The sequence below is a fragment of the Variovorax sp. TLI9-5A genome, assembly GCF_056867935.1.
This window is the reverse complement of sequence record NZ_CP200310.1, coordinates 3,369,625-3,390,442: the sequence shown is the minus strand read 5'-3', so window position 1 is coordinate 3,390,442 and position 20,818 is coordinate 3,369,625. Positions and strand designations below refer to the sequence as shown.

The window sequence follows — 20,818 nt, the reverse complement described above, 5'->3', positions numbered from 1 at the left end:
GTTCTCCAGTGGACTTGTTGTTGAGGGCTGCGCTGCGTCATCGGCAGCGCGGCCGCGCGCCACCCCACCCTCGAAGGGTGGGGACGGGCAAACCCTCGAATATGGGATTCGATCCGCGCGCGGGATGACTCAGAATCCGCACGGATGCAACCCGCCCCAATCCCCGGTACGCCCGCACTGCGCACGCGAAGCCGTCGCCTGCTGGTCCGTCAAGGCCTGCTCGAAAGGCTCGACGGACCGGACTGCCGCCGGTGCGTGGTGCTGCGCGCGCCCGCCGGGTTCGGCAAGAGCTCGCTGCTGCTCACCTGGCAGCGCGAACTGGTCTCTTCGGACGCCGGCATCGCCTGGCTCAGGCTCGCCGATCTTCCCGAGGGCGACCTGCATTTCATGACCGGCCTGATGACGGCCCTGGCCGGCATCGACACCGCCATTCCCAGTCAGGCGATGGCACACGCCGTGCCCGATGCGCTCTCGATGGAGCGGCTGGTCATCGCGCTGGTGCGCGGCATCTCGGCGCATGGCCGCAAGGTGGTGCTGATCGTGGACGACGTGCAGTGCGCGCAGAGCGGCAACGTGCTGCACGCGCTGCAGCTGCTCGTCGAGTACGCGCCGCCCAACCTGCTGTGCGTGTTCGCCAGCCAGGACGAACTGCCGATGACGCTGGCGCACTCCCCCGCCTCTAAGACGGTGCTGGAGCTGCGCAACGACGACCTGCGCTTCAGCCTGCCGGAGTCGATCGACTACCTCGGCATGCGGCTGCCCCAGCTCGACGAGCGCGCCGCCGCGACCATCCACCGGCTGACCGAAGGTTGGCCCGCCCTGCTGCGGCTGGCCAGCGCCGACGTGCGCCGCCGGCGTGGCGTGCAGTCGCCGCTGGTGCACGGCGTGCCCGACCCGGAACCTTTCGCCGCGTACTTCCACGCGCACGTCTTCCCTCGCCTGTCGGAAACGCAGCTGCGCCTGCTCACCTGCTGCGCCGCCACCACCCGCTTCAGCGCGCCGCTGTGCGCCGACCTCGCGGGCGAGGGCTACAACTCGGCCCTGTGCGCCGAGTTGCTGGAATCGCTGGTGCACGAAGGCCTGCTGTCGCTCGTGGCAGAAACGCCGGAGACAGCCACCCACGAGCGCTGGTGGCACATGCACCCGCTGCTGCGCAGCGTGCTTCTGGTGCGCTTCGCGGCCTGGCCCGAAGCCGCGCGCCTGGTGGTGCATGCCACGGCCTGCCATGCCTTCGCGACCCGCGGCATGCACCACCAGGCCGTGCGGCATGCGCTCGCGGGCGGCAACCACCAGACAGCCGCCCGGCTGGCCGAGCGCGGCGCGGAGGCGCTGTTCACCCGGGGCAAGATGAGCGAAGTGATCGCGCTGCTGCGCCAGCTCGACGCCAGCGCAATCGGCGACAACGCCAATCTCGGTCTCTGGATTGGCTGGGTCGAACTGGCCGACTACCGACTGGACGACTGTGCCCGCAGCATCGAGCGCCTGCGCGCCAGGCCCGGCGCGCTCGACCCGGCCATGCGCTACCGGCTGACGCTGCTGGGCTGCCTGTTCGCCATCCGCAACGACGACGACGAAGCCCTCTCCTGGCTGCTGCCGGAGCTGCTGGCCCCGCCACCCGCGGCCGACGAGTTCGCGGCGGCCGGACGGCGCAACGTGCTGACCTGGCTGCACCTGCATCGCGGCGAGTTCGAGGAGGCGCGGCGCATCCAGCGCGACGAGCCGGCGCCCCGCATCGACGGCGAGCCAGTCGCCGGCACCCTGTTCGGCTCGCTGGTGGGCCAGTGCCTGGTCGGGCTGTCGTACGCCATCGAAGGCCAGATGCACCGGGCGGAGCGCATCTACCGCCAGGTGCTGGGCGAGGCGCAGGAGCGCGGCGCGCGCTGCGGCGAGGCCGCGAGGCTCACCGCCCAGCTGCTGGTCGAGGTTCTGTACGAGCAGCAGGGCCCGCTGGTGGCGGCCCGCTTCATGCAGGAACAGCTGGGCACGCATGACGGCCTGATTCCCGACACCACCCTGCGCATGATCATCGTGGCCAACCGCGCGCAGCAGGCCGCCGGCCGCCAGCGTGAGGCGCTCGAGCATCTGGCGCAGGCCGGCTGCTTCCTGCGGCGCTTCGGCATGGACCGCGCGCTGGCCTGCGTGCTGCTCGAGCAGCTCGGCGTCCAGCTCGCGAACGGCGACGCCGATGCCGCGCGCGAGTCGCTGCAGGAGCTGGAAGCGCTGCACGCCCGGCATCCCGCCGTCGGGCACGGCACGTTGCGTCGCATCGCCGACGTCGTGGAGCGCGCGCGCATCCGCATGGCGATGCACGAGGGCGACCTGCCGCCCACGCTGGAAAGAATCGAAAACCTGTCGCGGCACTACGAGAAGCTCGGGCAGGTCGGCCTCGTCGCCGCCCTGCAGCTGCAGGCGGCCGAGGTCGAGCGCAGGCTGGGCCGCGCCGAGGCGTCGAAGGCGCGCGTGTGCGCGGCCCTGCGCCTGGGTCACCGGCTCGGTCTGCTGCAGACCCTGCTGGGCGCGCACGACAACGCCCTGCCGCTGATCCGCACGGCGACGTCCATCCCCAACCTCGACCCGGTGCTGGGCTTCTTCATCGAGCGCATCGAGGCGCAGGCCCGCTCGCAGCTCGACGGGCGCGCCGCGCCCTCGCTAGCGCCGCGCTTCCACGACGACCGCCGCCTGACACGCCTGCTCACGCTGCGCGAAGCCGAGATCGCCGAACTGCTGCTGCAATCGCTGCCAAACAAGAAGATCGCGCTCAAGCTCGGCTTGTCGCTGGACACGGTCAAGTGGCACCTCAAGAACATCTACCTGAAGCTGGACGCCCACGGCCGCAGCGCGGTCGCCGAGCGGATGCGGCGGGAGCTGGAGCGCAACGACGAAGGCAGCGGCGCGGGCGGCAAGTAGCGCGCGGCCGTTGTCCGATCAGGGCGGGTTGTCGAAAACCAGCCAATTACCGAAGGGCATCTCACCGGACGGCCAATCGCCCGCCACGGCCGGGCAGCGGATGCCGCGTTGCAGCAAGGTCACTGCGCGCAGCACACCCGCATGCGTGACCCAGAGCGTGTCGCGCGGCCGGGCCAGCCATTCGTCGTGCGCCTCGGCGATGCGCGACATGAAGGCGCGCACGCTCTCGCCGTGGGTGCCGGCGCGCAGGTCGGCGAAGTCGGCCGTCCAGGCATCGAAGTCTTCGCGCGGAATGTCGGCCCAGGGCCGGCCCTCCCAGGTGCCGAAATCCATCTCGGCCAGCCGCGCGTCCTGCCGGACCGGCAGGTCCGGGCGCAGCGCGGCGATGGCTTCGGCCAGTGCCACGCAGCGCCTCAGCGGAGAGCTGCACAGCATCACGCCAGCAGGCAGCAAGGGCGCGATGCGCCCGGCGGCGGCCAGCGTGGCGTCCGCATGGGCTTCGAGGTCCGTCGCACCGTAGCAGAGGCCGGGTTCGGCCACGACCGGCGCATGGCGCTGGAGCCAGAGCGTGCTCATGCTTTCCAGGCGAGAACGAGGTAGATGGCGAGCTCGCAGACCTGCTGCGTCGCGCCCAGCCCGTCGCCCGTGAAGCCCTGCAGCCGCCGCATGAAGAGCCGCGCCATCCAGCCCGCCGCGAGCACGGCCGCGAGCACTGCTGCCCCGACGTGGGCCGCGTCGTGCGCCTGCAGCAGCAGGACCACCGCGGGCAACGCCCACACGAAGGCGATGAGCAGCGCGCCGGGGCTGATCGCATCCGCCAGCGGCTTTGCCTTGCTCGCGCCGCTGTCGCCCACGTAAGGCAGCCAGCGGATCAGGAACAGCGGCATCAGCCGCGAGAGCACATGCGCGCCGACGATGGCAATCGCCGCCGCCTGCAGCCCCTGCCCCGCCAGCGCGGCGAGCAGCGCGAACTTGAGGCCCAGCGCCAAGACCAGCGCCACGGCCCCGAAGGCGCCGATGCGCGAGTCCTTCATGATCTCCAGCGCCCGCTCGCGGCTCGCCGAACCACCCAGGCCGTCGGCCACATCGGCCAGCCCGTCTTCATGGAAGGCACCGGTGAGCATCACCGTGGCGACCGTGCTGAGCACCGCGGCGGCCTGCGCGCCCGCGACGCCCGGCAAGCCCCAGGCCACGCCCGCGAACACCAGCGCCGCCACCCCGCCCGCCAGCCAGCCGATGCCGGGCAGGTGAGCCGCGCTCGCGCGCAGCATCTGCGGGCTGAAGCCGACCCACTCGGCCAGCGCGCCCGTCACCGGCACCCGGGTGAAGAACTGCAACGCGAGCAGGAAATGGCGGATACCGCTCACGGGAGTACCTCCGCGCTTCGCACTGCGGTGCGAGCTTGCTTGGGGCGGCCCGGCGCGGCGCTCATCGGAGTACCTCCGTGCTTCGCACTGCGGTGCGAGCTTTGCTTGGGGCGGCCCGGCGCGGCGCTCATGCATCCTTTCGCGACACGCCGGCCGATTCGAAGCTCGCCATCTCGCGCAGGATGCGGCAGGCGGATTCGAGCAGCGGCCAGGCCAGCGCGCCGCCCGAGCCCTCGCCCAGGCGCAGGTCGAGCTGCAGCAGCGGCTCCAGCCCCAGCCGCTCCAGCAGCAGCGCGTGGCCCGGCTCGGCCGAGCGGTGCGCGGCCACGCAGCGCTGCACCACGTTCGGCTGCAGCGCCTGTGCCACCAACACCGCCGCGCTGGCGATGTAGCCGTCCACCACGATCACCCGCCGCTCACTGGCCGCCTGCAGCACGGCGCCCGCCAGCGTCGCCAGCTCGAAACCTCCGAGTGCCGCGAGCGCTTCCAGCGGAGCCTTCGCGTCCGCGTGCAGCGCCAGCACCTGCCGCAGCACCTCGCGCTTGCGCGCCAGTCCGGCCGCGTCGAGGCCGGTGCCGATACCGATGCAGGCGTCGATGTCCAGCCCGCCCAGGCGCGACAGCAGCAGCGCGGCCGACGAACTGTTGCCGATGCCCATCTCGCCGAGCAGCAGCGCATTGCCAGGCAGCGCGCGCACCACCTCGCGCCCGTTGGCGATCGCCTGCGCGCATTGATCGGCGCTCATGGCAGGCCCCACGGAAGCGTCGGCCGTGCCGGCCGCGATGCGGCGCGAGACCAGCCCCGGTCGTGCCTGGAAGTCGCGGCGCACGCCGCAGTCCACCACCGTCAGCGCCAGACCGTGCTGCCGCGCGAGCACGCTCACGGCGGCGCCGCCGGCCAGGAAGTTCTCGACCATCTGCCAGGTCACCTCGCTCGGGTAGGCCGAGACGCCGCGCGCCGCCAGCCCGTGGTCGGCAGCGCAGACCAGCATCTGCGGCGCCTCCAGCACAGGCTCGTCGGTGCCGAGGATGCTGCCGATGCGCAGCGCCAGCGCCTCCAGCCGGCCGAGCGCACCCAGCGGCTTGGTCTTGTTGTCGAGCGCGGCCTGCAGGCGGGCGGCGAGCGCGGCGTCGGAAATGTCGGGGATCGTGGGAACGAGGTCGGTCATGCAATCAGTCCGGCGAGGACGCCGGCGTCGAAGTGGGTGTCGGTGAAATCGGCCAGGCCGTCGAAGGTGGATTCCAGCGTGGGCGCCGAGGCGCCGAAGAGCGCGTGCAGCGCGCCCGGATCCTCGAACAGGCCGTGAAGATAGATGCCGAGCACGTTGCCGCGCGCGTTCTGCCAGGCCAGAGCGTCGGGCATCACCGCGCGGCCGTCGTGCGCCAGCTGCGGGTGCTCGGCGGTCTGGCCGTGATGGATCTCGTAGCCGGCCACCGCCACGCCCGACAGCTGGCTCCAGTTGCCGGCGAGCTCGCCGAAGCCGGCCGTGCGGTGCCGCACCGTCTTCTCGCGCTCGAACACCGTCACCAGCGGCAGCAGGCCCAGCCCCGGCGCATTGCCGTCGATGCCGTGCGGATCGACCAGCGCCTCGCCCAGCATCTGCAGGCCGCCGCAGATGCCCAGCACAGCGCCGCCGCGTTCGGCATGCGCGGCCACCGCGCGGTCCAGCCCCTGAGCGCGCAGCCAGGCCAGGTCGCCGCTGGTGTTCTTGGAGCCGGGCAGCACGATCCAGTCGGCGCCGGCCACGTCGGCGGGCGCGCGGGCCCAGACCAGCCGTACGCCCGGCACGTTCTTGAGCGCCTGGAATTCGTCGAGGTTGCTAATGCGCGGATAGGCGACGACGGCCACCGTGCGCGTGACGGTGCCGCTGGAGCGGCTGCGGTCGTCGAACACGCCGTCTTCCTCGGGCAGGCCGTGCTGCCACCACATGGGCAGCGTCGCCACGATAGGCACGCCGGTCAGCTCCTGCAGTTGCTGCGGAGCCGGCGCGAGCAGCGAGGCGTCGCCCCGGAACTTGTTGAGCACGAAGCCGCGCAGCAGTGCCCGGTCGGCCTCGGGCAGCAGCGCCCAGGTGCCGTAAAGGTGGGCGAAAGCGCCGCCGCGGTCGATGTCGGTCGCGAGCAGGCAGCGCGCCTGCGCGTGGCGGGCAATGCGCATGTTGACGATGTCGCTGGCCATCAGGTTGATCTCGGCCGGCGAGCCTGCGCCTTCGATCACGACCACGTCGTTCTCGGCGCGCAGTTCGTCGAGCGCCTGCGCGATCTGCGGCCAGACGCGCTCGCTGCGGCCGCGCCAGGGCAAGGCGGAGAGCGCTTCGCTCACCTGCCCCATCAGCACCACCTGGCTGTGGGTGTCGCGCTCGGGCTTGAGCAGCAGCGGGTTCATGCGCACGTCGGGCACCGCATTCGCGGCCAGGGCCTGGAAATACTGGGCGCTACCGATTTCGCCGCCATCGACCACCCGGGCGTTGTTGCTCATGTTCTGCGCCTTGAAGGGCGCCACCTTCAGGCCCCGGCGGGCATACCAGCGGCACAGCGCGGTGGCCAGCCAGCTCTTGCCGGCGCCGCTGGTGGTGCCCAGGACCATGACGCAGCGCGCCGGTCCGCTATTCGCCTTTGCCTTTGCCTTTGAACTCATCGGCGGATTGTCGTTGAGCACCGTGGCCGCTCCGCCGGAGTGCGACATCTTTCACATCTGGACGCAGCAAATGCGGCCGGCGAATCCAGGTGGCGCTTTCCTGCGTAAACCCGGCGTCGCACACTGTCACAACAACGCACCCCAGGGACCCATGCCAGCCTTGAACGATTTGGCGCTGACCGTCGAGGAACCCGAGCCGGGCCAGTTCTTCTGGACCCTGCTCGAGGCCCATCACGCCGACGAAGCCTCCGAAACCCTGGATTACCGGGTCTACCGGAAGGCGGCCCGGCCGCAGGCCAGCTATTCCAACGCCATGGCCATGGGCGTGCTGGAACTGCAAAAAATAAGCGCCGCCGCGAACCCCGCCGGCGAAACCGGCTGAGCCCACGACGGCGCAAGACCGCCTTGCGGCGTTCAGGCTGTCAATTTCTCGATTTCTGTTCCGGGCGGCTCAGCGCGCAGCCACCGTGGTCTGTGCGCCAGCCGCCGCCACCGGCGCCGGCACTTCCCAGCCCCCGCCGATGGCGCGGATCAGCCCCACGGCTGCCTGGTACTGGGCCGACTTCACCTGCAGTGCCTGGCGACGGTTGCGCAGCTCGCTGCGGCGGGCGTCGAGCAGGTCGAGCTGGCTGATGTAGCCGTTGCGGTAGCGCGTGTCCGACAGGCTGGTCGCTCGGGCGGCCGAGGTGACGGCCTGCGCCTGCACCACCGACTGCTCCTGCAGCGTGCGGATGGCCGCCAGCTGGTCTTCCACTTCCTGGAAGGCCACCAGCACCTGCGTGCGATAGCTCGCGAGCGCGCCGTCGAGCTGGGCGTTGGCGCCCTGCACACCGGCCTCGCGGCGGCCGCCGTCGAAGATCGGCAGCGACAGCAGCGCGCCCACGCCCCACGAGCGGGCCGACCACTTGAAGAGGTCGCCGATCTCGGGCGAGGCGTAGCCGGCCGCGCCGGTCAGCGAGATGTCGGGGAACCACGCGGCCTGCGCCACGCCCACGCGGGCCTGCGCGGCCAGCACGGCGCTTTGCGCGGCCGACACGTCGGGGCGGCGCGTGAGCACCGTGGCCGGCACGCCGGGCGGAATGCTCGGCAGCGTGGTCGACCAGTCGGCGCCGCTCAGGCCGAAGCTGGAGGCCGAATCGCCCACCAGCACCGCGAGCGCATGCTCGACCTGGGCGCGCTGGCGGTCGAGCGCAAGCGCATCCGATTCTGTGGACGACACCTCGGTCTGCACCCGCGCCACGTCGAGCTCGGCGATGTCGCCGGCCTGCTCGCGGCGCTGCGACAGGCGCAGCGTGTCGCGATAGGCCTCGACCTGCTCGCGCACCAGCACGCGTTCGGCATCCAGCGCGCGAAGCTGCAGGTAGGTCTGCGCCACTTCGGCCTGCACCGCCAGGCGCGTGCTCTGCAGCAGCGCCTCGCGGCCGGCCGCATCCAGCTTGGCCGCGTTGCTCGCGCCCGAGAGACGGCCGAACAGGTCGACCTCGTACGAGAAGGTGGCGCCGATGTTCGTCATCGTGGCCGGGCGTGTGCTGGCGGTGGCCTTGTCCAGGCCAGCGCCGCGGTTGGCGCCGGCGCTCAGGCCGATCTGCGGCAGGCGGTCGGCGTTGGCGCTGCGCGCCAGCGCGCGGGCTTCGGCCAGCCGCGCGGCGGCGGCCTGGATGTTGCCGTTGTCGACGTCGGCCTTCTCGACCAGCGTGTTGAGCACCGGGTCGTTGAACGCCAGCCACCAGGCGCCGCGCGGCTGTGCCTCGGCGGGCACGGCGCGCGTGAAGCCGGCGGGCGGCGTGGCGCCCTGCTGTTGTTGCTCCTTGCCCTGCTCCTTGAACTGGGCCGTGGTCGTGATCTCGGGCAGGCCCGAGGGCACGGTGGCACAGCCGGCCAGCACCAGGGCAGCCATCAGGGGCAGCAAGGCGGTACGGAAGGCCCGGGCGGGCTTCACCAAGGGTTGTACTGAGAATTTCATGATCAGCTTTCTTTCTTCTTCCCGATCAGTCAGTCATGCGAGCCGTGCGAGGGGCGCGGCGAGGCAGGCACCGGGTGCATGCCGCCACCGCCGGAACCGCCATGCGAGGCAGGCGTGGCCGGATGGTCGGCAGACACGAACTCGTCGCCGTGCGGCACTTCGCCGTGCAGCTTGAGCGGCCGGTTGCCCGCGAGGCGGCGAAGCAGCACGTAGAACACCGGCGTCAGGAACAGGCCGAAGGCCGTCACGCCGATCATCCCGGCGAACACCGCCACGCCCATGGCCTTGCGCATCTCCGAGCCCGCGCCGGTGGACAGCACGAGGGGCAGCACGCCCATCACGAAGGCCAGCGAGGTCATGAGAATCGGGCGCAGGCGCAGGCGGCTGGCTTCGATGGCGGCCTGCACGGGAGTGCGGCCGGCGAATTCGAGCTCCCGGGCGAACTCCACGATCAGGATCGCGTTCTTCGCACTCAGCCCCACCAGCACTATCAGCCCGATCTGCGTGAAGACGTTGTTGTCGCCTCCCGAGATCCACACGCCGGTCATCGCGGCCAGGATGCCCATCGGCACGATCAGGATGATCGCGATCGGCAGCGTCAGGCTTTCGTACTGCGCGGCCAGCACCAGGAACACCAGCAGGATCGCCAGCGGGAACACCAGGAAGGCGGAGTTGCCGGCCAGGATCTCCTGGTAGGTCAGCTCGGTCCACTCGAAACTCACGCCCTTGGGCAGCGTCTCGGCCGCGATCTTCACGATCGCGTCCTGCGCCTGGCCCGAGGAATAGCCCGGTGCCGGGCCGCCGTTGATGTCGGCGGCCAGGTAGCCGTTGTAGCGCATGGCGCGTTCAGGGCCGAAGGTCGAATTCACCTTCATCAGCGCCGACAGCGGCACCATCTCGCCCGAGGTCGAGCGCACCTTCAGCATGCCCACGTCTTCGGCACGCGCGCGGTAAGGCGCATCGGCCTGGACGCGCACGGAGTACGTGCGGCCGAACTTGTTGAAGTCGTTCGCATACAGGCTGCCGAGGTAGATCTGCATGGTGTCGAAGATGTCCGTCACCGGCACGCCGAGCTGGCGGGCCTTGGTGCGGTCGATGTCGGCGTACAGCTGCGGCACGTTGACCTGCCAGCTGGTGAACATGCCGGCCAGCTCGGGCGCCTGGTAGGCCTTGGCCATGAAGGCCTTCACCGCGGCGTCCATCTGGTCGTAGCCCACCGAGCCACGGTCTTCCAGCTGCAGCTTGAAGCCGCCCGTCGTGCCCAGGCCCGCCACCGGCGGCGGCGGGAACATCACGATGAAGGCGTCCTGGATGCTCGAGAAGGCGCCGTTGAGCTGGCCCGCCACCGCGCCGCCGCTCTGGTCGGGGCGCTTGCGTTGGTCGAAGGGCTTGAGCGTGGCGAACACGATGCCCGAGTTCGAGCTGTTGGTGAAGCCGTTGATCGACAGGCCCGGGAAGGCGATGGCGTCTTCCACGTTCGGGTTCTTCTTCATGATCTCGCCCATGCGCTGGATCACCTCGTCGGTGCGGTCCAGCGTGGCGCCGTCGGGCAGCTGGGCGAAACCGATCAGGTACTGCTTGTCCTGCGCCGGCACGAAGCCGCCGGGCACCGCCTTGAAGAGACCGAAGGTCACGGCGATGAGCGCGACGTAGATCCCCAGCATCAGCGCCTTGCGCGAGATCACGCGCTTGACGCCGCCGCTGTAGGCCTCGGAGCCGCGATGGAAGAAGCGGTTGAAGCCGCGGAACAGCCAGCCGAATGCACGGTCCATGCCGCGCGTCAGCGCGTCCTTGGGCTCGTCATGGCCGCGCAGCAGCAAGGCGGCGAGCGCGGGCGACAGCGTGAGCGAGTTGATGGCGGAGATCACCGTCGAGATCGCGATGGTCACCGCGAACTGGCGGTAGAACTGACCCGTGAGGCCGCTGATGAAGGCCAGCGGCACGAACACGGCCACCAGCACCAGCGCGATCGCGATGATCGGGCCCGACACCTCGCGCATGGCGCGGTACGTGGCCTCACGCGGCGTCAAGCCTGCTTCGATGTTGCGCTCGACGTTCTCCACCACCACGATGGCGTCGTCCACCACGATACCGATGGCCAGCACCAGCCCGAACAGGCTCAGCGCGTTGATCGAGAAACCGAGGATGTGCAGCACCGCGAAGGTACCGATCACCGACACCGGCACGGCCAGCAGCGGAATGATGGAAGCGCGCCAGGTCTGCAGGAACAGGATCACGACCAGCACCACCAGCATGATGGCTTCGAGCAGCGTGTGGATCACCGACTCGATGGACGCGCGCACGAACTGCGTCGGGTCGTAGGCGATGCGGTATTCCAGGCCCTCGGGCATGTTCTTGTTCAGCTCTTCCATCGTCTTGCGGACGTTGGCCGAAATGTCGAGGGCGTTGGAGCCCGGCGCCTGGAACACACCCATGCCGACGGCCGGGTCGTTGTTCAGCAGCGAGCGCAGCGAGTAGTCGGCGGCGCCCATTTCGAGGCGGCCGATGTCGCGAAGACGCGTGACGGCGCCGTCGGTGCCGCTCTTGACGATGATGTCGCCGAACTCTTCCTCGCTCTGCAGGCGCCCTTGCGCATTGATCGACAGCTGCATGTCCACACCCGACAGGCCCGGCGAAGCGCCGACCACGCCGGCCGCGGCCTGCACGTTCTGGCCGCGGATGGCGGCCACCACGTCGCTGGCCGACAGGCCTCGCTGCGCGACCTTCTGCGGGTCGAGCCACACGCGCATGGAGTAGTCGCCGCCGCCGAAGATCTGGACCTGGCCCACGCCTTCGATGCGCGCCAGCGGGTCCTTCACGTTCAGCACCGCGTAGTTGCGCAGGTAGTTGATGTCGTAGCGGTTGTTGGGCGAGACGAGGTGGACCACCATCGTCAGGTCAGGGGCGCTCTTGACAGTCGTGATGCCCAGGCGGCGCACTTCCTCGGGCAGGCGCGGCTCGGCTTGCGAGACGCGGTTCTGCACGAGCTGCTGTGCCTTGTCGGGATCGGTGCCGAGGCGGAACGTGACGGTGAGCGTGAGCACGCCGTCGGTCGTTGCCTGGCTGCCCATGTAGAGCATGCCTTCGACGCCGTTGATCTGCTCTTCCAGCGGGGTCGCCACTGTTTCAGCGATCACCTTCGGATTGGCGCCGGGGTACTGGGCGCGCACCACCACCGAAGGCGGCGCGACTTCCGGGTACTCCGAGATCGGCAGACCGCGCAGCGCGATCAGGCCGGCTATCAGCATCAGTAGCGACAGCACGCCGGCAAAGATCGGCCGGTCGATGAAGAATTTTGAGAGATTCATGTTGGTTCTCCGGCGAGCGCGGCTGCGCCCTCCTCCGAAATCAGGACTTCGCGGCCTCGGCCACGCGTTCCGGTTGTTGTTGCTTTGGGTCTGCCTTCGCGTCCATCGTCACTTGCTGCGGAGCCACCACCGCACCCGGGCGGATGTGCTGCAGGCCGTTGACGATCACGCGGTCGCCCGCCTTCAGGCCCTTGCTCACGACACGCAGGCCGTTGATGGAGGCACCCAGCGTCACTTCACGGTAGACGGCCTTGTTGTCGTCGCCCACGACCATCACGAACTTCTTGTTCTGGTCGGTGCCGATGGCGCGCTCGCTCACCAGCAGCGCGGTGTCGTTGCGGGCCTGGCCCATGCGGATTCGGGCGAACTGGCCGGGGATGAGCGCGCCGTCCTTGTTGTCGAACGAAGCACGCACGCGCACCGTGCCGCTGCGGGCGTCGACCTGGTTGTCGATCAGCTGCAGCTTGCCGGTGAAGGGCGTGCCGTCGAGGCCGGCGGTGCCCATCTGCACGGGAATGCTTTCGATCTGGCCGCGGGCGCTGGAACCGCTGGGCAGCTCCTTCAGCGCGCGGGTGATGACCTGCTCGTCGGCATCGAAGCTCGCGTAGATCGGGCTCACCGACACCAGCGTGGTCAGCACTGGAGCGCCCGGACCGGCCGCCACCAGGTTGCCCACCGTCACCTCGATGCGGCCGATGCGGCCCGACACCGGCGCGCGCACCTGGGTGTAGCCCAGGTTCAGGCGTGCCGACAGCAGCGAGGCCTGTGCCGCGCGCAGGTTGGCTTCGGCTTCACGGCCGGCGTTCACGCGCTCGTCGTACTCGCGCTGGGCGATGGCCTTGTCGTCCCACAGGCGCTTGGCGCGCTCCTGCTCGCTGCGGCTGAAGGACTGGCGGGCCTGCGCGGAAGCCACCTGCGCCTCGGCACGCTCGACCTCCGCCGCGTACGGCGCGGGGTCGATGGTGACCAGCAGGTCGCCCTGCTTCACCAGCGCGCCTTCGCGGAAGTGCACCGCCTGCACGGCGCCCGCGACGCGGGAGCGCACGTCGACGCGCTGCACGGCTTCGAGCCGGCCCGAGAACTCGTCCCAGGCGTTGATCTCGCTCGAGGCCACGGTGGCGACCGACACCGGCGTGGCCGGCGGCGCCGCCGGCGCGTTGTTGGCTTCGGCCTTGAAGCTGTACATGCCCACCACCGCCGCGGCCACGGCCAGCAGCGCGGTGATGCCGGTCACGGCAGGCCAGAGGCCCTTGCGGGCGGCGGAAGACAGCTTTTTCTCGTTGTTCGACATGATGGTTAGTCCTTCTCGATGACTTTGGGATGCAACAGGCCACCCCGGCGCTTTTGGCACCAGGAGGCGGATTTCAGAAAAAAAGAGGCCCCGGCACGCTGCCGCGCTGGCAGCGTGTCGATCAGGCAGCCAGTGACGGCCGGGTACTAGCTGGGGTGATCAGCCGTCGCGGGAGGCGGCGTGGTCGCGCTGAAGAATTCGCGGAAGTGCTGCTGCACCGAGGCTTCGCAGGCCACGCAGCCCGTGTTCTCGGTGTCGTACAGCGCCTTCGGCCAGTTGGCGGCGCTGGGCAGCACGCTGCTCGTGACTTCGATGCCGGCCGCGCGCAGGCGGTTGGCGAAGGTCATGGCCTCGTCGTGCATCGCGTCGTCGGCGCCCACCAGCACCAGCGCGGGCGCCAGTGCCGACAGCCGCAGCGAACCGCTGGGCACCGCATAGGGGTGCATGGCGTTCGAGGGGCAGCTCAGGTACTTCTCCCAGCCGCTGGCCCAGCGGCATTCGGCCGCGTCGCTGGTGGCGTTGCGCAGCGAGGCGGTGCCGGCGCAGGGGTCGAGCATGGGCGACAGCAGAATCTGGCCCGCGATCGGCGGATGGGCCCGGTCACGGGCGATCAGCGCCACGGCAGCCGCCAGGTTGCCGCCGGCTTCCTCGCCGGCCAGGTACACCTGGGAGCCCTTGCCGCCGAGCTTGGTGCGCTGCTTGTAGAGCCATTCGAGGGCGGCATAGCCCACTTCGATGGGTTCCGGGAACGGCGACTGGGGCGCCAGCGGATAGGCCAGCGAAACCACCACCGCGCCCGCCCCGGCCAGGAGACGCGCCACGTTGCGGCCGTTGTCCAGGCCGCCGCAGACAAAAGTGCCGCCATGGAAATGCAGCACCAGCGGTGCCACATCGCCCTTGGCGCGCTGGCCGTACACGCGGGCACCGACCGGTTCACGGCCTGGCAGCTCGATCATCAGATCGGCTTCCACGCCTTGTGCCGCAGCGCGGGCGGCAGCTTCGGCAGAACGGGACGATGGAACGGGTGACATGGGCGACCTCGGGGATTTGGGCGATGGTTGAAATATAAGTCGCCCGCTGTATCCATAAACAGGCGGGCCAACCCCACTCTGTTTCCAAACCGACAACAATCACCACAACTCATGGCAACAGGCGCGCATGCCGGAGGGAATTGCCTCCTTGTGTGAGAATCCGCCTCCCCCGGTGTGGGCCGGGTACCCAGAACAGGCATTCGATGGATCAAATCCAGGCCATGCGGATCTTCGTCCGCGTCGTGGAAGCCGGCACCTTCACCCGGGCAGCGGACTCGCTGGCCCTCCCCAAGGGCACGGTCACCAAGCAGATTCAGGCGCTCGAATCGCGCCTGCGCGTGAAACTGCTCAACCGCACCACGCGCCGCGTCACCGTCACGCCCGACGGCGCGGCCTACTTCGAGCGCGCGGCGCGCCTGCTCAACGACTTCGACGACATGGAAGCCAGCATGACGAATGCGCAGGCCAACCCCACGGGGCGGCTGCGCATCGACGTCGGCACATCGGTGGCGAGGCTGATCATCCTGCCCGCGCTGGCCACCTTCTGCGACCGCTACCCCGACATCCAGGTCGACCTGGGCGTGAGCGACCGCACCGTCGACCTTATCAGCGACAACGTCGACTGCGTGATCCGCGCCGGCGAGCTCAACGACCAGTCGCTGGTGGCGCGGCGCATCGGCACGCTCGATTTCGTCACCGTGGCGTCACCGGCCTATGTGAAGCGCTACGGCATTCCGCAGCACCCCAACGACATCGAGAAGCGCCACCACGTGGTCAGCTACTTCTCGGGCACCACGCGGCGCGTGTACCCGCACGAGTTCAAGAAGGGCGACGAGGTGATCGAGCTGAACGGCCCCTACCGCGTGGCGGTGAACGAGAGCAACGCGCACATCACGGCGGTTCTGGGCGGCTTCGGCATTTCGCAGTGCATCACCTTCATGGCCGAGCCGCTGCTGGAAAGCGGCGAGCTGGTGCGGATACTGCCCGATTGGCAGCGCGACCCGCTACCCATCCACGTGGTGTATCCGCCCAATCGCCACCTGAGCGCCAAGGTGCGCGCCTTCGTGGACTGGGCGGCCGAGCTGTTCGCGAAGAATCCGCGGCTGCAGCGGCGCTGACCACTGCACGCCTGCAACGAACAATTCACGCCGGCACCCTAAATTCTTGCCGGCCGATGCCGTTAACAGGTAAAGCGCGCCAGCGGGAAGCCGCCCCGATTTCCGGTTGAACGCGCAAAAGGCTCGCAGGAGGCCCCGGGAGGAGCCCCGGCACGCGTCCGCAGGAACATACACACCCGCAAGCTCATGGATACAGACCTGTCGAACGGCGGGGCCGAAGCGCCCGAAAAGCCGCACGCCGCGCCAGACGAGCGCGCCAGCGAATTCGGCCGCCGCACGCCGGCGGAGATCGGCGTCCACCTGCGAAACCTCGCCAGCCGCCGCGACAACCTCACCGTCCAGTACGCGGGCGGCCACCTGGTGACGCAACTGCTCGACGTGGATACCCGCGCACGCGTCTTCACCTTCGACTGGGGCGCCTCACCCGAACAGAACCAGAGCCTGCTGGCCGCGTCGCGCTGCCTTTTCGAGGCCCAGCAGGAAGGCGTGCGCATCGAGTTCTCCATCGCCTCCCCACGCGAGATCCGCTTCGAAGGCCTGCCGGCGTTCGAGGCCGACTTTCCGGAAGTGCTCTTCTACCTGCAGCGCCGCGAGTACTTCCGCGTCGACGCGCCCATCGCCGATTCGTACACCTGCTCCGGCACCCTGCCCAACCGCGAGGCCTTCTCCTTCGAGGTGCAGGACCTGTCGCTGGGCGGCGTCGGCCTTCGCACCCGCGACGAGCGCGCGGCCGCCTTGCCGGTGGGCACCTTCCTCAGGGACTGCGAACTGTCGCTGGGCGCACTCGGGCGCCTCACGCTCGACCTGGAACTGGTGTCGCTGCGCCCCGCCCTGCAGCCCAACGGCACGCCGCGCTACCAGCTGGGCTTCCGCTTCCTGGCTCTGCCGCCTGGCGCGGAAAGCGCGCTGCAGCGCCTGATCACGCGGATCGAGATGAAGAGCCGCTCGCTGGTCGGCTGAACCCGCCATGCAGCGTCAGAACACCGGCTCGCAACGCACCTCGGTCTTCACCGAATTGGCGATGAAGCACTCCTCGTGCGCCCGGTGATGCATCTGCCCGATCTGCTCGCGCGTGGGCAGGTTCTCGCCCGAGAAGCTCACCTTGGGCCGCAGCGTGACCACCGTCATCGCCATCTTGCCGTCGGCGTTCTTCTCCATCACACCGACGGCCGCGTCGAAATACCGGTCGACCACGAACCTGCGCTTCACCGCCATCGTGAGGAACCACAGCATGTGGCAGTTCGACAGCGAGGCCACGAACATCTCCTCAGGATCGACCGCCGATGCATCGGACATCGGCAGCGGCACCACGTGCGGCGAGGAAGAAGCGGCCACTTCGGCGCCGCCATCGAAGCGCAGCGAATGCCGCCTGCTGTAGGTGTTCGACAGAAAGTCCTGCTCGCCGCGCAGCCAGAGGACTTCCGCTGTGTACTGGGCCATGGAATTCTTCTCCGGCTCGGTTTGCGGGAGTGCGATTCTGCGCCAGCCGCGATTCAGGCAAGCGCGATGCGGTAGCGCAGCTTCGTCAGGCTCCCCTGGCTCGGCAGGGTGACGAAGGTCTCGACCAGCTCGCCGCCATTGGCCACGATCACCTTCTGCGAGGCGAAGTTGTCGGGGCTGGTGGTGATCTCCACGCGCTTCAGGCCCTCCCCTGCCGCGAGCTTCAGCATCGCGCCGAGCGCGCGCGTGGCGTAGCCCCTGCGCTGCTTCCAGGGCACCACGTTGTAGCCGATGTGGCCCAGGCAGTAGAGCGGCAAGGCGTCGGTGCCGGGCTGCCAGCGCAGGTCGATGCTGCCGCAGAACTCGCCGTCCCACATCCAGCATTTGTAGCCCGGCAGACGCCGCACCTTGGAGCCGTCGGGCATGACGATGCGTCCGCCCTTCGCCTCTCGGTCGACCAGGCTTGCGAGGAAGCGGTCGGCGTTGGCCTTGATGGCGGCGCGGTCCTCGGCGCCCGATTCGGGCCGCGTCTCGTCGCGCGCCCAGCCACGGTTGAGCGCCGAAACGTAGCTGGGCAGATAGGCCCTGGAGGGCCAGACCAGCTCCATCGGACGCGGCTCCACGGCAGGCTGCCTGGCCATGACCTTCCCTAGGCTCCCATCAGCTTCACGATCAGCGGCACCAGCAGCGCGGTGGCGATGCCGTTGAGCCCCATCGCCAGCGCCGAGAACGCGCCCGCCGTCTCGTTCACCTGGATGGCGCGCGCCGTGCCGATGCCGTGCGCCGCCATGCCGACCGCAAAGCCGCGCACCGCCGGTTCCCTGATGCGCAGCAGGTTCAGCAGGCCGGTGGCCATGATCGCGCCCGAGATGCCCGCGACGGCCGCGGCCACCGCCGCCAGCGAGGGCAGCCCACCGATCTTCTCGGCCACGCCCATCGCGATGGGCATGGTGGCCGACTTGGGCGCGAGCGACATCATCAGTTCGTGCGAGCCGCCCAGCACCCAGGCGATGCCCACGGCCGAGACGATGGCCGCGACCGAGCCCACGAGCAGCGCCACGCCGATGGGCAGCCACAGCCGCCGCAGCCGGTCGATCTGCCCGTATAGCGGCACGGCCAGCGCCACCGTGGCGGGGCCGATCAGGAAGTGCACGAACTTCGCGCCTTCGAAATACGTGTCGTACGGCGTGCGCGTGAGCAGCAGCACGGTGACGATCACGATCACCGAGATCAGCACCGGATTGACCACCGGATTGCGCCCGCTGCGCGTGTGCAGCCACAGCGCCCCCAGGTACGCCAGCAGCGTGAGCGACAGCCACAGCAGCGGCGACTGGGCCAGGAACACCCAGATCTCGAAGAGCCTGGCGGGCGCGCTCACTGGGCGTCCTTGCCGGTGATGCGGATCATCCAGCGGAAGGTGAGCGCTGTGACCGTCATGGTGAAGGCCGCGCCCACGATGCCGGCCGCGAGAAAGGGCAGCCACTCGCGCCCCACCCGCTCGAAATGCAGCATCACGCCGGTCACCGCCGGAATGAACAGCAGCATCAGGTTGCGCAGCAGATGGCCCGATGTATCGCTCAGCACCTGCGGCACGCTCCCGCGCACAAGCAGGCCGATGAACAGAAACACCATGCCGATCAGCGGGCCGGGAATGGGCAGCCCCAGCCACTGCACGAGCAGTTCGCCGGCAAGCTGGCAGAGGAAAAGCGTGGTGATGGCGTAGAGCATCTTTGTGTTCTGTTGCGTTCTTCTTCAGGTGTGGGTGTGTAGGCGTTCAGACGGCGCTTGTCCAGGCTTCTTGCAGCGCCTGCTGGCTGGCTGGCGGCAGCACGCCCATGCGCACATGGCCCGGCAGGCCGAAGGAGGTGCAGTCGCGCAGCTTGATGCCCGCCGCGCGCAGGCGCTTCAGCAGGCCCGCGAAATCGTCGCCGCCGGGCTTGGCGACGTGGAAGTTCGCGTCGCTCGGCCAGACCCGCCAGCCCATCTCGCCGCACAGCGCCGCCTGCGAAGCTTTCCACGCGCGCAGGGTGACGAGGCTGTCGCACAGCCACCGCTGCACGCCGGGCTGCGTCCAGCCCGAAAGCATCGCCACGCCATCCGCGCCCACCGGCCATGAGGCCGCGAGGCGCAACAGCGCGTTGACCGCCTTTTGCGCATCCGCCGGCGCGATCGCGTAGGCCGCGCGCACGCCCGTCATGCCGAGCGCCTTGTTGGGCGACCACATCTGCCAGACGCGGTCCAGCTGTCGTTGGTTCAGCGCAAGGCGGCCCTCCAGTCGCAGAGGGTCGTAGGCGCGGTCGAGCACGCAGGGCACGCCTTCGGGCAGCGCATCGACGGTCTCGCCGATGCCCTGCTGGGCCTGGCCCAGCGGCGCCGACGGATCGCAGCACCAGGCCAGCCGAGGTCGCCGCGCCGCATGAGGCGCGCGCACCACCTGCAGACCGAGGGCACGCGCGCTCGCCGCGTAGTCGCCATAGGACGTGGCCGGCAGCACGACCTCGCCATGCCCGCCCCGGTCTTCGAGCGCCACCCAGGTCGTGATGCGCCGGATGAGTTCGCTGGCCCCGGCCGCGAGCACGATGCGCCATGCGTCCACGCCATGCATGGCCGCGAGCAGCTCCCGCAGCGCGGTGTAGGCCGGATCGGGATAGCGCGACAGGTCGGCCGCACGCACCAGCTCCATCGCCCCGGGGCAAGGACCGCATGCGTTGGCGTTGGTGGAAAAGTCGTGCGCAGGCGCGCCGAGCGCGTCCGGGCCACCGTGGGTGAAAAAGGAAACCGCGTCGGTCATGGCACGAAGAACAGTACAGCGGCGGCCAGCAACAGGACCCCGCTGGCCAGCAGCAGCACACCGCGCTGGCCAAGCTGCGCGGCACGGCCGGTATCCGCTGGCGTCGGGGCGGCGCCCTCGGCATTCAGCGCATACACGCCCGGCTTGGCCAGCCGCACGCCCAGCAGCAGCGCCATCGCGGCCATCGGCCAGCCGCTGTTGGGCGACGGCGTGCGGCGCGCCTCGAACGCGAGGCCGCCAGGCCAGCGCCATGCGGCCAGCGCGAGCAGCGCCACGGTGATGCGCGCCGGAATCCACGAGAGCACGTCATCGGCACGCGCGGCCCATTTGCCGAACCAGGTCCAGTCGCGACCGCTGCGCTCGCCGCGATAGCCCCACATCGCATCGGCGGTGTTGGCGAAGCGATAGAGCGCCGCGCCCGGCAGGCCCAGCAGCACGAACCAGAAGACCGGCGCGACGAGTGAATCGTTGAGGTTCTCGGCGAGCGATTCGATGGCGCTCTCGCGCACCTCGCGCTCGCTGAGCCGCTCGACGTCACGGCTCACCAGGCGAGCCAGCTGCTTGCGGCCGGCATCGAGCGAAACGCCCAGCGCCGCCTCGACCGCGAGCACCTCGTCGCGCAGCATGCGCCAGGCGAAGAGCGGCTTGAGCAGCAGGCCTACCACCAGCGCCACCGCCCAGGCCGGCAGATGCAGCATCGCCAGCGTCTGCAGGACCATCGCGATGCCCCAGACGCACATCGCTCCCACGCACCACACCAGCGCCCCGCAGAAGAACATCGGCAGATCGACCGCCTTCGCCTGATGCGCGCGCGGCGCGATGCGCGCGCCCATCCCCAGATAGCGCCCCATCCAAACGACCGGATGCAGCGACGCGGGCGGCTCGCCCAGCCAGCTGTCGACGGCCAGCGCGATCCACAGCGCGGCGGCGAAGGCAATGGCGTACTCGGAACTCGGCAAGGGCAT

The 20,818-nt window shown here is 69.7% G+C and carries 18 protein-coding genes; 4 read left to right on the top strand and 14 right to left on the bottom strand.

Annotated features, from left to right (window positions below; translation table 11 throughout):
• Nucleotides 1–144: 144 nt before the first annotated feature.
• Nucleotides 145–2,907 carry a LuxR C-terminal-related transcriptional regulator gene (locus AC1VNX_RS16035; protein ID WP_483157586.1) on the top strand — a complete coding sequence of 921 codons (2,763 nt, stop codon included), beginning with the start codon at nucleotides 145–147 and terminating at the stop codon, nucleotides 2,905–2,907.
• A gap of 18 nt (nucleotides 2,908–2,925) precedes the next feature.
• Here AC1VNX_RS16035 and AC1VNX_RS16030 read toward each other — a convergent pair whose 3' ends face one another.
• The 4 genes from AC1VNX_RS16030 to AC1VNX_RS16015 form a co-directional block, all read right to left on the bottom strand.
• On the bottom strand, nucleotides 2,926–3,483 hold the full coding sequence (locus AC1VNX_RS16030; protein WP_483157585.1) for a histidine phosphatase family protein: 558 nt from the start codon (nucleotides 3,481–3,483) through the stop codon (nucleotides 2,926–2,928).
• Nucleotides 3,480–4,274 carry an adenosylcobinamide-GDP ribazoletransferase gene (locus AC1VNX_RS16025; protein ID WP_483157584.1) on the bottom strand — a complete coding sequence of 265 codons (795 nt, stop codon included), beginning with the start codon at nucleotides 4,272–4,274 and terminating at the stop codon, nucleotides 3,480–3,482. The genes AC1VNX_RS16030 and AC1VNX_RS16025 overlap by 4 nt, the downstream gene beginning before the upstream one ends.
• 127 nt (nucleotides 4,275–4,401) lie before the next feature.
• Nucleotides 4,402–5,442 carry a nicotinate-nucleotide--dimethylbenzimidazole phosphoribosyltransferase gene (gene cobT / locus AC1VNX_RS16020; RefSeq protein WP_483157583.1) on the bottom strand — a complete coding sequence of 347 codons (1,041 nt, stop codon included), beginning with the start codon at nucleotides 5,440–5,442 and terminating at the stop codon, nucleotides 4,402–4,404.
• Nucleotides 5,439–6,911, bottom strand: a complete 1,473-nt coding sequence (locus AC1VNX_RS16015; RefSeq protein ID WP_483157582.1) for a cobyric acid synthase — start codon at nucleotides 6,909–6,911, stop codon at nucleotides 5,439–5,441. The genes cobT and AC1VNX_RS16015 overlap by 4 nt, the downstream gene beginning before the upstream one ends.
• On the opposite strand from AC1VNX_RS16015, the gene AC1VNX_RS16010 reads away from it, so the two are divergent.
• Nucleotides 6,859–7,293: a hypothetical protein gene (locus AC1VNX_RS16010; protein ID WP_483157581.1), complete on the top strand. Its 435-nt coding sequence runs from the start codon at nucleotides 6,859–6,861 to the stop codon at nucleotides 7,291–7,293. The two genes, AC1VNX_RS16015 and AC1VNX_RS16010, sit on opposite strands and share 53 nt — an antisense overlap.
• A gap of 69 nt (nucleotides 7,294–7,362) precedes the next feature.
• On the opposite strand, the gene AC1VNX_RS16005 is transcribed toward AC1VNX_RS16010, so the two are convergent.
• The 4 genes from AC1VNX_RS16005 to AC1VNX_RS15990 form a co-directional block, all read right to left on the bottom strand.
• Nucleotides 7,363–8,874 (bottom strand): efflux transporter outer membrane subunit, encoded by a 1,512-nt coding sequence (locus tag AC1VNX_RS16005; RefSeq protein WP_483157580.1) that lies wholly within the window; start codon nucleotides 8,872–8,874, stop codon nucleotides 7,363–7,365.
• Nucleotides 8,875–8,903: 29 nt separating this feature from the next.
• Nucleotides 8,904–12,182, bottom strand: coding sequence for an efflux RND transporter permease subunit (locus AC1VNX_RS16000; protein WP_483157579.1), 3,279 nt, complete (start codon nucleotides 12,180–12,182; stop codon nucleotides 8,904–8,906).
• Between the two features lie 40 nt (nucleotides 12,183–12,222).
• Nucleotides 12,223–13,473, bottom strand: coding sequence for an efflux RND transporter periplasmic adaptor subunit (locus AC1VNX_RS15995; protein WP_483157578.1), 1,251 nt, complete (start codon nucleotides 13,471–13,473; stop codon nucleotides 12,223–12,225).
• A 146-nt stretch (nucleotides 13,474–13,619) separates the two neighbouring features.
• A complete protein-coding gene (locus AC1VNX_RS15990; RefSeq protein ID WP_483157577.1) occupies nucleotides 13,620–14,504 on the bottom strand; it encodes an alpha/beta hydrolase in 885 nt (294 codons plus the stop codon).
• Nucleotides 14,505–14,707: 203 nt separating this feature from the next.
• Here AC1VNX_RS15990 and AC1VNX_RS15985 point away from each other — a divergent pair, with 203 nt between their 5' ends.
• Both AC1VNX_RS15985 and AC1VNX_RS15980 read left to right on the top strand, forming a co-directional pair.
• On the top strand, nucleotides 14,708–15,622 hold the full coding sequence (locus AC1VNX_RS15985) for a LysR family transcriptional regulator (protein ID WP_483157576.1): 915 nt from the start codon (nucleotides 14,708–14,710) through the stop codon (nucleotides 15,620–15,622).
• Nucleotides 15,623–15,808: 186 nt separating this feature from the next.
• Nucleotides 15,809–16,582: a flagellar brake protein gene (locus tag AC1VNX_RS15980; protein WP_483157575.1), complete on the top strand. Its 774-nt coding sequence runs from the start codon at nucleotides 15,809–15,811 to the stop codon at nucleotides 16,580–16,582.
• Between the two features lie 15 nt (nucleotides 16,583–16,597).
• Here the strand turns inward: AC1VNX_RS15980 and AC1VNX_RS15975 are convergent, their stop codons facing one another.
• The 6 genes from AC1VNX_RS15975 to cbiB are packed head-to-tail and all read right to left on the bottom strand — an operon-like array spanning nucleotide 16,598 to nucleotide 20,818.
• On the bottom strand, nucleotides 16,598–17,062 hold the full coding sequence (locus AC1VNX_RS15975) for an OsmC family protein (RefSeq protein ID WP_483157574.1): 465 nt from the start codon (nucleotides 17,060–17,062) through the stop codon (nucleotides 16,598–16,600).
• A 53-nt stretch (nucleotides 17,063–17,115) separates the two neighbouring features.
• The gene (locus tag AC1VNX_RS15970; RefSeq protein ID WP_483157573.1) at nucleotides 17,116–17,703 is read right to left on the bottom strand and encodes a GNAT family N-acetyltransferase; all 588 of its coding nucleotides are present in this window, start codon (nucleotides 17,701–17,703) and stop codon (nucleotides 17,116–17,118) included.
• Between the two features lie 8 nt (nucleotides 17,704–17,711).
• On the bottom strand, nucleotides 17,712–18,440 hold the full coding sequence (locus AC1VNX_RS15965; RefSeq protein ID WP_483157572.1) for an LrgB family protein: 729 nt from the start codon (nucleotides 18,438–18,440) through the stop codon (nucleotides 17,712–17,714).
• A complete protein-coding gene (locus AC1VNX_RS15960) occupies nucleotides 18,437–18,790 on the bottom strand; it encodes a CidA/LrgA family protein (RefSeq protein ID WP_483157571.1) in 354 nt (117 codons plus the stop codon). Before AC1VNX_RS15960 ends, AC1VNX_RS15965 begins: the two co-directional genes overlap by 4 nt.
• Before the next feature lie 46 nt (nucleotides 18,791–18,836).
• Nucleotides 18,837–19,853, bottom strand: coding sequence for an aminotransferase class I/II-fold pyridoxal phosphate-dependent enzyme (locus AC1VNX_RS15955; protein ID WP_483157570.1), 1,017 nt, complete (start codon nucleotides 19,851–19,853; stop codon nucleotides 18,837–18,839).
• A complete protein-coding gene (cbiB, locus tag AC1VNX_RS15950; protein WP_483157569.1) occupies nucleotides 19,850–20,818 on the bottom strand; it encodes an adenosylcobinamide-phosphate synthase CbiB in 969 nt (322 codons plus the stop codon). Before cbiB ends, AC1VNX_RS15955 begins: the two co-directional genes overlap by 4 nt.